Here is a 12751-nt window from a genome sequence, read left to right as displayed (position 1 = left end):
CCTGGCGGCAAAATTTCCGAGAGCTTTAGGAGGAGCGCCCGCTCCGACTCCGCTCGCTCTTACACCGAATTGGCGAGAGGGGTGCCAAGGTGGCACCCGCCCTCACCTGTTGCGGTTCGCGAGCGAAGCTACGCGATTACTTCTTGGCGGCCGGCTTCTTCGCCGGAGCTGCCTTCTTGACAGCGGCCGGTGCCTTGGCGGCGGCGGCCTTCATCGGAGCCTTGGCGGCGGGCTTGGCCGCGGCCTTGGCTGCCGGCTTCTTGGCGGCAGGCTTGGCCGCCGGCTTTGCCGCGGCCTTGGCGGCGGGCTTGGCCGCTGCCTTCGCCACCGGCTTCTTGGCGGCGGGCTTAGCCACAGCCTTCGCCGCTGCCTTGGCCGGAGCCTTGGCGGCGGGCTTGGCCGCTGCCTTCTTCACTGCTGCAGGTTTCGCGGCAGCCTTAGCTGCCGGCTTCTTTGCCGGCGCTTTCGCCGCCGGCGCCTTGGTTGTCGTCTTTGCCATGCGATGCCCCTTGCGTTTTGCCGATGGTCGTGAGTGACCCGGCGTGTCTATGCATATCTGACTCGCGACTGTCTAGCCAGCGAAGCAACACAATGATTTTCAGTTATTGAATTTTGGTTACACGAAACGCTCGAAGATGCATCTCATTGAAAAATTGTGAGCGAATCTGTCACTTTCGAAGTGACGGCCCGGCCCACAGATTTTCGTGCGGCTTCTATCGCCCGATCCTCCACCGACCGGCGGCATAACCTTGCATCACAATGTGAGCAGAGTGCTCATAATAGACAAGAGGCCGTCGGAGGTCGACTTCATCTTGTCCAGCAGAAACATCTACAGATGAACCGGCCATGCGCGACGGCCAAAGCTTGAGCGCTTTAAAGTGAGCTTAAGGCTCATATTCAGGCGCCACAATCAAGCGCCCGCCGGTTGGCGTCCGTGCTGCAGGCGGCGCGCCGGCTCGACCCGGTGCAGATGGACGGCGTAGGTGTCCCAGGGCGGCGAGTGCGCGATCCTGGCTAGCATGCGGCCGATCTCGCCGCGATGGTAGCTGCCGTGCAAGACGATATGGGTCAGCATCTCCTGCCTCGTCATGCAGCCCCTGTCGCCGTCGGTGAAGGTGAAGGCGACCGGGTCGGCAAGCTCTTGCTCCGCAACGGTTTCAAGATAGTCGAGATACCAGCCGTCGATCTCGGCCAAGGCGACGCGCAACGCGCGCGGTTCGGGCGTGTCCGGCGTATTGTCGCTCGCATAGCCATGGGCGACGCCCCTCAGATGCGCGGCAAAAATCCGCGACACGACATGGATATGGTTCATCAGGTGGATCGCGGCGCGCCGCTCCTCGGGGTCGCGGGACGGATCCATCCCCGCAAGCTTTCCCGCGAGCTCATCATTCGCCCAGGCCTGATAGACAAGCAGGCTCTTCAGCAAGGTCTTGGCGCTCATGTTCCGGCCCATTTGCGTTGGTGAAATGAATGTGAGTATCCTGTTTATATTCTCGGGAGACGGGCCAGCATGTCTACTCGCATTGCAAAGCCGGCCGCGCGCATGCGCAAGCAGCCGCGCCAGGCGCGTTCGATCGCCACCGTCGAGGCGATCATCGAAGCCGGTGCTCGCGTTCTTAGCGAGCTCGGCTGGGCGGGCTTTTCCACGAACAAGGTGGCAGAGGCCGCAGGCGTCAGCATCGGCTCGCTCTATCAATATTTCCCCGACAAGCTCGCTCTGGTCGAAGCGATCCGGCGCCGTCACTTCGATCATGTGCTGTCGGTGATTCGCGAAGCGGCGGCCGACGAGAAGCCGCTGAGGCAATTCGCGCGCGAGCTGGTGCGCGGCATGATCGGCGCCCACTCGATCCATCCGACGTTGCACCAGGTGCTGCTCGACGAGGCGCCCGGCGACCGCGGCTCGCGTGCCGCGCATGCCTCGTTCCAGACGCGCTATCTCGAACATTACGCGGCGGCCGTCGCGCAGTACCGCAAGCGCCGCAAGGATACCGAGACGATGGCGCGCGTACTCTCCTCGGCGATCGAGGGCGTGATCCACAACGCGGCGCGGCGCAACATGCTCGACGCGCCGGAATTGCAGAGGCAACTGGTCGAGCTGATCGAGGCTTACGTATCGGGCGGCAGGGCAGCCTGAGGCAGCCACGGCAGACAGGCTGGCGCCGGCCGCATGCCCGCGCCTCCTCGGTTGCCGGCATCGCAATTAAATTCGTATCGACTGTCGATTCCCACGATCGCCGTTCGTCGTATCATCGCATTCTGCAAACCGAAGGAACACAAAGATGCGTTTCATGATGCTGATGATCCCCGGCGGCTACGCGACCGCGGCTCCCGACGTCAGGCCCGAAGCCGAGGCCGTGGCGACGATGATGAAATACAATGAAGAGCTGAAGCGGGCCGGCGTGCTGCTTGCGCTCGACGGGCTGCATCCGCCGTCCTCGGGCGCGCGGGTTTCCTTCAATGGCGGCAAGCCAGCCGTCACCGACGGCCCGTTCGCCGAGGTCAAGGAAGTGCTCGGCGGCTATTGGATGATCGACGTGCGCTCGCCCGAGGAAGCCATCGAATGGGCACGCCGCTGCCCCGCCGGAGAAAACGACGTGATCGAGGTCCGGCGCGTTTTCGAGATGAACGATTTTCCCGAGGACGTCCAGAAGGTCGTCGACGGGTTCGACGAGCTCAAGGATTGACCACGACTGCAACGGTCGAAGCGGTCTGGCGGATCGAGCAGCCGAAACTCGCCGCCAGGCTCACCCGCACCCTGCGCGATGTCGGGCTGGCCGAGGAGGTGGTGCAGGATGCCTTTGTCGAGGCGCTGGAGCGCTGGCCCGGCGACGGCATTCCGCACAACCCGGCCGCCTGGCTGACCAGGGTCGCCATGAACCGCGCGCTCGACCGGCTGCGCCGCACCGTGCTGATCGACGGCAAGCATCGGCAGCTGGCCGTCGATCTCGCCGAGCTGGAGTGCGCCATGCCCGACATCGAGGCGGCGCTCGACGAGGATATCGACGACGATCTGTTGCGACTGATCTTCACCTCTTGCCATCCGGTGCTGCCGGCAGAGCAGCGCGCGGCGCTTGCGCTGCGGATGCTGGGCGGACTGTCGACGCCGGAGATCGCGCGCGCCTTCCTGGTGCCCGAGGCTACCGTCGCCCAGCGGATCGTGCGCGCCAAGCGGACCTTGCGCGACGCCGGCATCGCCTTCGAGACGCCGCGCGGGCAAGAGCGGCGCGAGCGCCTGACTGCTGTGCTGGAGGTGATCTACCTGATCTTCAACGAAGGCTATGTCACGTCCTCCGGACCGGACTGGCTGCGCGCCGATCTCGGCAACGAGGCACTGCGCCTCGGCCGCCTGCTGGCGACGCTGATGCCGGAGCAACCGGAGGCGATCGGACTGCTGTCGCTGATGGAACTCGGCGCCTCGCGCTTCGGCGCCCGCACCGACGGAGCCGGCAATCCGATCCTGCTGCTCGACCAGAACCGCGGCCGCTGGGACTGGTCGCTGATCCGGCGCGGCCTCGACCGATTGAAACGCGCGATGGCGCTCACGCCGACGCCCGGTCCCTATCAGCTGCAGGCGATGATCGCCGCCTGCCATGCCCGCGCGGTGAGCGCGGCCGACACCGACTGGATCGCCATTGCCGCCTATTACCAGGTGCTCGCGCTGGCGGCGCCCTCGCCCATCGTCGAGGTCAATCGGGCGGTCGCCGCCGGCATGGCGTTCGGACCGGCGCAAGGGCTGGCCATCGCCGATGCGCTGCGGGACGAACTGCGGCTGAAAGAGTCGCACCTCTTGCCCACGGTGCGCGGCGACCTTCTGGCGAGGCTCGGACGGATGGAGGAGGCCCGCGCCGAATTCCGCCGCGCCGCCGAGCTGACAGCAAATGAGCGGGAGCGCGCGCTGCTGCTGGCGCGGGCTGGTGACGGTGATGGTTGAGAGAAAAGGATAGGCCGGCGGGACAGCGCCCCTCCGGCCTGCCTATCAGCCGGAAAATTTACCTAAGCACGCGGCAGCGGCCGTTATAAACCAGCCAGCGGTCGAAGCCCGAGACGCAGAATTCGACATTGTCGCCGATCGAGGCAAAGCCCTGGCCTTCCTCGATCAGGTAGAAGATCGAGCGGTCGCGGCCGTCCGACAGGTTGACGGTGGCGCGGCAATAGTGGCGGCCGATCGGCCATTCGTCGCTCGCCGGCTCGTAGCGGTGCTGGCGGATGTTGCGGAAATCTGTGATCGCGACATCCGGCAGGTGCGGCACGTGATGCACTTGGTAGGAGAAGCGGTCGGTGATCTTGCTCAGCACCCAGCTTTCGCCGCAGACGCTGCCATCGTCGCCGCTGTAGACGGAAAGGTCTGCGGCCTGCGCCGCCTGGGTGAAGCCCAGCGGAGCGGCAAAGGGAGTGGACAGCGCAACCAGCGCGGCAAGGGCGGAACGGGCGAAGCGAGTCATGACAGCCTCTCAAGGTCGGTTCCGCACACTGTGCGGATTCGCTTGGCGGCGGTCAAGCGGTCGCGAAAACAATGGTTTCCGCAAAACTTCGTTCCAGACTTGACCAGCTAACCAAGAGTGCCGGCAAGCAGCAGCCCGCCGATGACCGCGATGTTGATCAGGAACGCGTTGCGCAGCACCTGGCGCTCCGGTTCCTCGCTGGCCCAGAAACGCAGCAGCATCGCGTTCGTCGCCAGCGTGAAGATGACCAGCGCGCCGGCGGCGAAGGGCCGGGCCATGCCAACGGCAAGCAGGAAACCCGCAACGATCTCGACCGCCGAACCGGCGGCCAGCATCAAGGCCGGAGCCGGAAATTTCTGCGCGGCCAGATAGCCGCGCATCGCCCCGAATTTCAGGAAATGTTCGATGCCGGCGAAGACGAACACGCCACCGATGAGGAGAGCGCCAAGCGCTTGAACGGTTTGACCAGGCATGGCGGCCTCCCCTCGATGATCTGCTTCGCTCCGCTCAGTCCTCGGGGACGAAGGCCGGGTTATAGACGACCTCCCACAGATGATCGTCGGGATCCTGGAAGTAGCCGGCATAGCCGCCCCAGAAGGTTTCTTGCGCCGGCTTGACCACGCGCGCCCCGGCCTTGACGGCCTCGGCCATCACGGCGTCGACCTCGGCCTCGCTGCCGACATTGTGGCCGATGGTCAATTCGGTCGGGCTGCGGCCGCTCTGCGGCACCGTGGCATCCCAGGCGATGTTGGCGCGTTCGTAGATGGCGAATTTCAGGCCGCCGGCGAGCTCGAAGAAGGCGACGGCGCCATGCTCGAATTCCCGGCCGATGATGCCTTCGGTCGGCAGGCCGAGGCCGTCGCGATAGAATTTGAGCGACGCTTCCAGATCGTCGACGCCGAGCGTCAATACGGTGATGCGAGCTTTCATTTCTCTCACTCCTTTCTATATTCGAAACCAACATCCGAAATCGGATCTGGTTGGCAAACGCGCCGATGGGCGCCATCAGGCTGCGTCTGTTCTGCCATGGATGAAGTGGCCGGCCTTGAAGATTTCGGCCAAAATTGACCGTCGCACCGATCCGGCATCCGCCGGAGCAGATCGGAGAAGAGATGGAACCGGTCCTGGCGCAGACAACCGGCTTCTTCCAGGAACGGCCCGCTGGCAAAGGCCTGGCCGATGCCTTCTGTGCGATCTGGGTCCACCGCATGGACGAGCGCGCCGCCCCGCCCATCGTCATCACGCCTGACGCGACGATCGACCTGCAATGGATCGACGGCCGCTTCCGCGTTGCCGGGCCGGACAGGGAGCCACAGATCGAGACTCCTGCCGCCGGCGCGGTGATCGTCGGCTTCCGCTTCCGGCCGGGCGCGGCCGCCGGCTGGCTCGGCGTGCCGGCCAGCGAAATCGTCGGCGGGCGGCTGGACCTCCAGGAGTTATGGGGCACGCGTGCCCGCGAACTGTCGGATCGCATCAACGCTGCGACCGATCTGCCGGCCATGCTGCGGCAGTTGGAAGAGACGGTGGGCATGCACACCGAGGGCCGCGATGCGCTGGACCCGCGGATGGGCCGGGCCTTTGGTGTCCTCGACGAGGGCCTGTCGCCGGAAACGCCGCTGGTTCCCTTCCTGCAGCGCCATTTGCATATGAGCGAACGGACGCTGCGACGCCGCTTCGAGGACGCCTTCGGCTATGGCCCGAAGACGCTCGACCGCATCTTGCGCTTCCACCGGTTCCGGCGCCTGCAACGGCAGCAGGGCGAAGCTTCGACCGCGCTGCTCGCCATCGAGGCCGGCTATGCCGACCAGGCGCATCTGATCCGCGAAAGCCGGCGGCTGACCGGTGTGACCCCTACGGCGCTGGCTTAGGCGCGCGGTCGCCCTACTCGCCCGCCAGCCAATCAAGCGTCCATCGCGACGGCTGCCGGAGAGCAAGCGCCTTGTGAAGGGCGGGCAACAGCACCTTCAATTCGCCTTCCAGCGTGTAGGGCGGATTGACCACCACCATCCCGCTGCCGTCGAGGCTGGGCTCGTCTGAGGCAGGCCGGATATCGAAGGCAATGTCGAGCAGTTTTGGAATGCCGGTCTCCCTCAGCGCCGCGCGGAAAGCGGTCACCGCCCTGCGATCCTTGATCGGGTACCAGAGCGCGTAGATGCCGCCCGGCCAGCGCCGATGCGCCTTCAGCAGGCCATCGACGAGCCTGGAGAACTCGCCCTCCTCCTCGAAGGGCGGATCGATGAGGACGAGGCCGCGCTTCTCCTTCGGCGGCAGTTGCGCGCCCAGCGCCAGCCAGCCGTCGAGCTCGATCACCCTCGCCTGGAAATCGCCGACGAGGACGGATTTCAGCCGTGCGGCATCCTCGGGGTGAAGTTCGACCGCCGTCAACCGGTCCTGGTTGCGCAGGAGATGTCGCACGATCAGCGGCGAGCCGGGATAGTGCTTGAGGCCGGCGTCGGGATTTTGCGCGCGCACCGCCTCCAGATAGGGCTGAAGCAGCGCCGCCGCCCGCGGCTCGAGCGTCGCCTCGGCCAGCCGGCCGATGCCGCCCTGCCATTCGCCGGTCTTGCCTGCCTCCACCGAGGCAAGGTTGTAGCGGCCAATGCCGGCATGGGTGTCGATGACGCGAAACGCCTTATCCTTCTGCTTGAGGTATTCGACGAGGCGCGCGAGCACGGCATGCTTGACGACATCGGCGAAATTGCCGGCGTGGTAGGCGTGGCGATAATTCATGCGCGCCTACCTCTAGAGAGCATGATGTCGACCGAAAACCGCTTCACACTTTTCGGCATCATGCTCGTGGCGAACCGTTGCGGCCCCAGCGTGGCGGTGGCGGCTGCGAATTGGGATTCTGCGGATCGCCTCCGCCGCGGCGCCCGAAGACCAGCGACAGCGCCAGTCCGGCAAGGCCGACGCCCATCAGCGTATAGCCGGCCGGCTGCGCGCGTTCGTCGATCGAGCCGGTGCCGGCGCGCAGGATGAGATCGACCGCGCGCATGTCGATGCCGTCGGCATCGCCGGGGCCGACGGTGAACACATAAGGACCGGGCGTGACCCTATCGATGACGCCGCCCTCGTCGCGAAAGATCTTGTCGGGCAGTTGCGGGCTCGCCTGGCGGGGATTGTCGGTGTGGTTGAAGGAGAGCGCCGACGCCAGCACCGTGCGGCCGCCGTTCGCCGCGGTCAGCGTCAGCACCGTGCGCTGCTGGCCAGCGACCCGTTCGGCCCGCGCTGTCAAGTCGACCAGCACCCGCACCGGCGCGTCGCTTGCGGCGAGTTGCACGGTGACCGGCCGGAAGCGGCCGCCCTCATAGACGCGGTAAGTACCGATCGCATGGCCGGAAAAATTGCTCATCGCCCAGGGATAGAAGATGCCGATGGCGGCACCGGCGATGAGGAGAAGGACACAGAGGAAGCGCATTCAGAGCCTTGGTTTTCTGGGCGAGATCGCCGCTATTTTTTGGCGGGTTCGTTTCGGGCAGCTTCGCGGACCCGCTCCATCTCGTCCAGAAACATTTCCAGGCCAAGCTCGAAAGTCTTGTCGAAGCCGCTGGCGCCGAAATAGGCGCCGGCCTTAATAACGCTCGGATAGTCGCGCGCCAGTTCCTCGTCGCTGACGGTGGTGACCGCCGAAGGCCCCTTGGCGTAGCCGGCCGTCTCGTCGAGGATCGCCCCCATCAGATAATAGCCGGCGGCGCGGAACAGGCGGGCGCTGAGCTCGGGGCCGAAACCGCCATCCTCGAACAGGCCGATGATGGCGTTGAGCTTGGCGAGGCAGGGCGGCGAGTTCATGCGATAGACGACGATGAAGGGCGCGAAGGCCGGGTGCTCGGTGGCGACGCGGCGGAATTCCTGCATGCCGACACGCGCCCGCTCGCGCCACGGCAGGCTGTCGTCAGGGATGACAAGCCTGCTCATCTGCCGGTCGACCAGCGACTCGTACAGATGCGCCTGCGAGGGGAAGTGGTGGTAGATGCTCATCGCCTCGCAGCCGAGCCTGGCGGCGAGCTTGCGCATCGAAAAGCCGGAAAGCCCTTCCCGCTCGATCACCTCGAAGGCGGCGTCCTCGATCATCTCGCGGGAGAGCTTTCCCCGGGGTCGCTTTTTTTTGCTCTGTGCATCCATGGCGGCGCTTGACAACTTACACTGTAAGGTTCATCTTCCACACACCTTACAACGTAAGGCTAACAAAAACCAGAGGAGAAGATCATGTCAGTCATTCGCATCGTCTCAACCGTGCATTCCTGCCTTCGTTCCGCCTCGCTCATCGCCGCCGCGAGCGTGTTTGCCACTGCCCTGGCTTCCGCGCCCGCCCGGGCCGATGACTACGACGCCGCCCTCAAGGACATCCAGTCGACGATGGGCGGAGTGCCGAGCTTCGTGAAACAGTTCCCGAAAGCCGGTCTGCCCGGCGCCTGGGCCGAGGTCAAGGCCATCGAGCTCAGCGACAAAACGGCGCTGACGCCGAAGGAGAAGTCGCTGATCTCGCTGGCGGTCGCCGCGCAGATCCCGTGCAGCTACTGTATCTGGTCGGACACCGAGAACGCCAAGCACGCCGGCGCCACCGACGAGGAGATCCAGGAAGCCGTCGCGATGGCCGCGCTGACACGCCACTGGAGCACCATCTTCAACGGCATGCAGGTCGATTTCGACCAGTTCAAGAAAGAGATGGCCGGGCAGTAAGACTTATCCCGGCATAGCTTATCCGGCAAAGCGGGCGGGCGCGAACCCCGCCCGCCTTTCGCCGCCTCGATCGACGCTCCAACCAAGCTTGTGGATTCGCCGCCGCCGCTGCTCTATAGGAACAGCGCCTTGAAAAACGCCGGCACCGATATCGGACCGCCGCCGGCCGGGCCGACATTCGAGAGTTGCCGCTTTGCAGGCCTTCGGATAGCGCTTTCCGCCCCGGCCGGGCGGCCCATTGGAGACCCTGATTGAAGCGAGCGATATCGATAATCGTCACTCTGGCGCTGCTGGCATGGCTTGCCAGCGACCAGCGCTGGAAGATGGTGGGCGATGCTTTCGCCTCCATCACGCCCGGCGCTTTCGTGGCGGTGGCGGCGGCGCTGTTCGTCACCTATCTGCTCAGGGCGCTGCGTGTCTGCGACGAGTTTCGCGACGATGTGAACGGCCGCTTCGGCGCCGTGCTTCGCGTCATTCTGATCCACAATGCGATGATCAACGTCGTGCCGTTCCGCGGCGGCGAGACGGCCTTCCCGATCCTCTTGCGCCAGGTGTTCGGCGTCTCGATCGTGCGCGCCAGCGCTTCGCTGCTTTGGTTTCGGCTGCAGGACGCTTTTGTCGTCGGTGTGCTGGCCTGCCTGGTCTGGCCGGGCCTGCATCCGGCGCTCAGGGCCGCCGGCATCGCGGCGCTGATCGCCGCCGCATGGTATCTGCCGCGCTGGGCGCGCGCGCCGCATAACTGGACCACTGGCGGCAGGATCGTCTCGAAGCTCGGCAAATTGCGCGATATCTTCACCGAAGCGACCGGACGCTCACGCTATGGCTGGTGGTGGACGATCGCCAACTGGGCGCTGAAGCTCGGCGTGCAGGGATGGCTGCTCGCAATGCTGCTCAACATCTCCTTCCAGACCGCCTTTCCGGGCGCCGTCGGCGCGGAAGCCGCGGCCATCCTGCCGGTGCAGGGCGTCGCCGGCTTCGGCACCTATGAGGCGGGCGCCGCAGCCGCGTTGCTCTATTCCGGCATTGCCATGAAGGATGGCCTACAGGCGGCGCTGGCGCTGCATCTCTTCATCCTCTGCTCGGCGGTCGCAACCGGTGCGATCGCCTGGCTGTTCCCCTCGAAATCGACGCTGCCGGAAACCCCGACGGCAGGACCGGCAAGGAAATGACCGCCATGAACGTGCTTCCCATTCCCGCATCGGGACTGCCCGAGGGCGCCGTCATGCCCGAGCACAAGCTCTCCATCGTCATCCCGATGTATAACGAGGCTGACAATGTCGAGCCGCTGCTCGTCCGCATCCATCAGGCGATGGAGAATTACAGCCAGCCCTGGGAAGTGGTGCTGGTCGACGACGGCAGCACCGACGCCACACCCGCCGAGATCCGCCGGCTGGCGGCTCAATACGGGCCGCATGTGCATGGCGTGGAACTGGTGCGCAACTACAAGCAGACCGCGGCCATGCAGGCCGGCCTCGACGCCGCGCGCGGCGACGTCATCGCGACACTGGACGGCGACCTGCAGAACGACCCGTTCGACATTCCACGCATGGTCTACCGCCTGCTGACCGAGGATCTCGACCTCGTCGCCGGCTGGCGCAAGGACCGCAAGGAAGGTTTCTGGATGCGCCGCTTGCCCTCGCGCATCGCCAACAGGCTGATCGCGCGCGTCACCGGCGTGCAGCTCAAGGACTATGGCTGCAGCCTGAAAGTGTTTCGTGGCAGCGTCATCCGCAGCGTGCGGCTCTATGGCGAGATGCACCGCTTCATACCGGCGTGGCTGGCGACGGTGACGACGCCGCGCCGCATCGCCCAGGAAGTGGTGACGCATCACGCACGCATCCACGGCCAGTCGAAATATGGCATCTCGCGCACCTTCCGCGTGGTGCTCGATCTCGTCTTCATGTTCTTCTTCCTGCGCTACCGCACGCGACCCGGACATTTCTTCGGCGGCATCGGCATCGTGCTCGGCGTGCTCGGCTCGCTGATTCTTGCCTATCTGTTTGCGATCAAGGTTTTGTTGGGACAGGATATCGGCACCAGGCCGATGCTGATCACCGGCTTCTTCCTGGTGATCGCCGGGCTGCAGGCGGTGACGTCGGGCGTGCTCGCCGAGATGCTGTCGCGCGTCTATCTCGAGGCCAATGGCGCGCTCGCCTATGTGGCGCGGCCGCAGCCCGCGCATGGCGAGGGCGACGGCTGGCACTGGCCGAGCAAGCCGGCGACCGAGAAGGCGAAGCCGCGTAAGAAATGATCTTGCCGCTCCGGCATCGATCGCTGCCCGCGTTGCCAACCACGCCGATTTCGCGCACGATTTTTCGCGACGGGAACGACGCGAATGAGCGATGCCGGGGGCTGACGGATCCATCCTGATTACCGGGGCGCGGGCGCCGGTTGCGCTGCATCTGGCGCGCCTTTTCCATGGCGCGGGCCATAGGGTGATCCTGGCCGACACGCCGGCGCGGCCCATCGCGGCGGCGAGCAAGGCCTGCGCGCGCTATTGCCGGCTGCCGCCGCCGCGCTTCGAGCCGCAAGCCTATGCCGAGGCGGTCGAGAAGCTGATCCGGGCCGAGGGCATCAGCCTCGTCGTCCCGACCTGCGAGGAGGTCTTTCACCTTGCGCTTGCCTGGCGCGGCAGGAGCATGCCGGCGCTTTTGTTCGCACCCGATATCGAGCTGCTGGCGGAGGTCCACAACAAGCACAGCTTCATCCGGCTCGCCGAACGGCTCGGGCTGGAGGTGCCGGAAACGACGTTGCTCAGCTCGCGTGGCGATATGGAGGTCGTGCGCGGCCGCTCTCGCGAGCTGGCGTTCAAGCCGGTCTGGTCGCGCTTTGCCAGCCATGTGCTGCTGCGTCCGCCGCCCGAAGCGCTCGATGCGATCGCGCCCTCGGCCGCCATGCCCTGGGTGGCGCAGCGTTTTGTCGAGGGCAAGGAGATCAGCGCCTATGCGGTGGCGCTAGAAGGCAGGCTCAAGGCGCTTGCGCTCTACCGCTCGCTCTACCGCGCCGGCAAAGGCGCCGGTATCTTCTTCGAGCGGGTCGAGGACGATGCGGCGCGCGATCTGGTCGAGCGCATCGTCGCCAGCACCGCATGGACCGGGCAGATCTCCTTCGACCTGATGCGCGAGGCGCGTGGCCGCGTGCTGCCGCTCGAATGCAACCCACGCGCCGTGAGTGGCCTGCATTTCTTCCGCGATCCGGCGCGCTTTGTGGATGCCGTGCTCGGCGACGGTCAGGAAGTCGCGCCCGACGTCACCGCCCCGCAAACGGTGCGGCTTGCGATGTGGATTTACGGATTGCCGGCGGCGCTGCGTTCGGGAGGGCTTGGCGGATTCCGAAAGGCGATGCGCGAGGGCAAGGAATTGCTCAATTGGACGGAAGATTCAGCGCCGGTTAAGGCGCAATGGCCGGCGCTGGCGGAGATTGCACGGGTGGCATTGCGCGAGCGGGTCAGCCTGCAGTCGGCTTCGACGCGGGATATCGAATGGAATGGGTCGGGCTAAGCATGCATATTGTAGAAGATGGCGGGACAGCGCCCCCCTCTGTCCTGCCGGACATCTCCCCCACGAGGGGGGAGATTGGATGTCGCGCCGGCTTTGCCAATCGCCGGCGTGGCAGAAGGAGCGAGGCGC

Annotated in this window: 16 protein-coding genes; 8 read left to right on the top strand and 8 right to left on the bottom strand. The window is 65.6% G+C overall.

What is annotated here, in order from left to right:
• Positions 1–136 precede the first annotated feature (136 nt).
• A complete protein-coding gene (locus tag FJ417_RS33190) occupies positions 137–499 on the bottom strand; it encodes a hypothetical protein (protein ID WP_181181592.1) in 363 nt (120 codons plus the stop codon).
• A 411-nt stretch (positions 500–910) separates the two neighbouring features.
• Positions 911–1441 (bottom strand): DinB family protein, encoded by a 531-nt coding sequence (locus tag FJ417_RS23750; protein WP_140785113.1) that lies wholly within the window; start codon positions 1439–1441, stop codon positions 911–913.
• 102 nt (positions 1442–1543) lie between these two features.
• Between FJ417_RS23750 and FJ417_RS23745 the strand changes: the two genes are divergently transcribed.
• From FJ417_RS23745 to FJ417_RS23735, 3 genes are all read left to right on the top strand, one after another.
• Positions 1544–2134 carry a TetR/AcrR family transcriptional regulator gene (locus FJ417_RS23745; RefSeq protein ID WP_140680075.1) on the top strand — a complete coding sequence of 197 codons (591 nt, stop codon included), beginning with the start codon at positions 1544–1546 and terminating at the stop codon, positions 2132–2134.
• Positions 2135–2279: 145 nt separating this feature from the next.
• Complete coding sequence (locus FJ417_RS23740; RefSeq protein ID WP_140644517.1) at positions 2280–2684, top strand: YciI family protein; 405 nt, start codon at positions 2280–2282, stop codon at positions 2682–2684.
• A complete protein-coding gene (locus FJ417_RS23735; protein ID WP_140785112.1) occupies positions 2681–3931 on the top strand; it encodes an RNA polymerase sigma factor in 1251 nt (416 codons plus the stop codon). The genes FJ417_RS23740 and FJ417_RS23735 overlap by 4 nt, the downstream gene beginning before the upstream one ends.
• Positions 3932–3989: 58 nt before the next feature.
• Here the strand turns inward: FJ417_RS23735 and FJ417_RS23730 are convergent, their stop codons facing one another.
• The 3 genes from FJ417_RS23730 to FJ417_RS23720 all read right to left on the bottom strand — a co-directional run bounded on the left by FJ417_RS23730 (position 3990) and on the right by FJ417_RS23720 (position 5372).
• Positions 3990–4442, bottom strand: a complete 453-nt coding sequence (locus tag FJ417_RS23730; RefSeq protein ID WP_140785111.1) for a hypothetical protein — start codon at positions 4440–4442, stop codon at positions 3990–3992.
• Between the two features lie 107 nt (positions 4443–4549).
• The gene (locus FJ417_RS23725; RefSeq protein WP_140644514.1) at positions 4550–4915 is read right to left on the bottom strand and encodes a DoxX family protein; all 366 of its coding nucleotides are present in this window, start codon (positions 4913–4915) and stop codon (positions 4550–4552) included.
• Positions 4916–4949: 34 nt separating this feature from the next.
• Positions 4950–5372: a VOC family protein gene (locus FJ417_RS23720; protein WP_140785110.1), complete on the bottom strand. Its 423-nt coding sequence runs from the start codon at positions 5370–5372 to the stop codon at positions 4950–4952.
• A 182-nt stretch (positions 5373–5554) separates the two neighbouring features.
• Here FJ417_RS23720 and FJ417_RS23715 point away from each other — a divergent pair, with 182 nt between their 5' ends.
• Positions 5555–6310: a helix-turn-helix domain-containing protein gene (locus tag FJ417_RS23715; protein WP_140785109.1), complete on the top strand. Its 756-nt coding sequence runs from the start codon at positions 5555–5557 to the stop codon at positions 6308–6310.
• Positions 6311–6323: 13 nt separating this feature from the next.
• On the opposite strand, the gene FJ417_RS23710 is transcribed toward FJ417_RS23715, so the two are convergent.
• Genes FJ417_RS23710 through FJ417_RS23700 form a run of 3 tightly spaced genes read right to left on the bottom strand, consistent with a single transcriptional unit; the run spans position 6324 to position 8513 of the window.
• Positions 6324–7172, bottom strand: a complete 849-nt coding sequence (locus FJ417_RS23710; RefSeq protein ID WP_140785108.1) for a 23S rRNA (adenine(2030)-N(6))-methyltransferase RlmJ — start codon at positions 7170–7172, stop codon at positions 6324–6326.
• A 58-nt stretch (positions 7173–7230) separates the two neighbouring features.
• Entirely contained in the window at positions 7231–7860 is a 630-nt protein-coding gene (locus FJ417_RS23705) for a hypothetical protein (protein ID WP_140785107.1), read from the bottom strand.
• A gap of 32 nt (positions 7861–7892) precedes the next feature.
• Positions 7893–8513 (bottom strand): TetR/AcrR family transcriptional regulator, encoded by a 621-nt coding sequence (locus FJ417_RS23700; protein ID WP_246677164.1) that lies wholly within the window; start codon positions 8511–8513, stop codon positions 7893–7895.
• A gap of 135 nt (positions 8514–8648) precedes the next feature.
• Between FJ417_RS23700 and FJ417_RS23695 the strand changes: the two genes are divergently transcribed.
• The 4 genes from FJ417_RS23695 (at position 8649) to FJ417_RS23680 (ending at position 12622) form a co-directional block, all read left to right on the top strand.
• The gene (locus FJ417_RS23695; RefSeq protein ID WP_140785106.1) at positions 8649–9122 is read left to right on the top strand and encodes a carboxymuconolactone decarboxylase family protein; all 474 of its coding nucleotides are present in this window, start codon (positions 8649–8651) and stop codon (positions 9120–9122) included.
• A gap of 251 nt (positions 9123–9373) precedes the next feature.
• Positions 9374–10291: a lysylphosphatidylglycerol synthase domain-containing protein gene (locus FJ417_RS23690; RefSeq protein WP_140785105.1), complete on the top strand. Its 918-nt coding sequence runs from the start codon at positions 9374–9376 to the stop codon at positions 10289–10291.
• 5 nt (positions 10292–10296) lie between these two features.
• On the top strand, positions 10297–11373 hold the full coding sequence (locus FJ417_RS23685; RefSeq protein WP_140785104.1) for a glycosyltransferase family 2 protein: 1077 nt from the start codon (positions 10297–10299) through the stop codon (positions 11371–11373).
• 91 nt (positions 11374–11464) lie between these two features.
• Positions 11465–12622 (top strand): hypothetical protein, encoded by a 1158-nt coding sequence (locus FJ417_RS23680; protein ID WP_140785103.1) that lies wholly within the window; start codon positions 11465–11467, stop codon positions 12620–12622.
• Positions 12623–12751: the final 129 nt, after the last annotated feature.

Origin of the sequence: Mesorhizobium sp. B3-1-7 (assembly GCF_006439385.1) — a bacterium.
In the GTDB taxonomy this organism is placed as follows: Bacteria; Pseudomonadota; Alphaproteobacteria; order Rhizobiales; family Rhizobiaceae; genus Mesorhizobium.
Note: the sequence above shows the minus strand (reverse complement) of the source record. Positions and strands in the feature narration are given on the sequence as shown.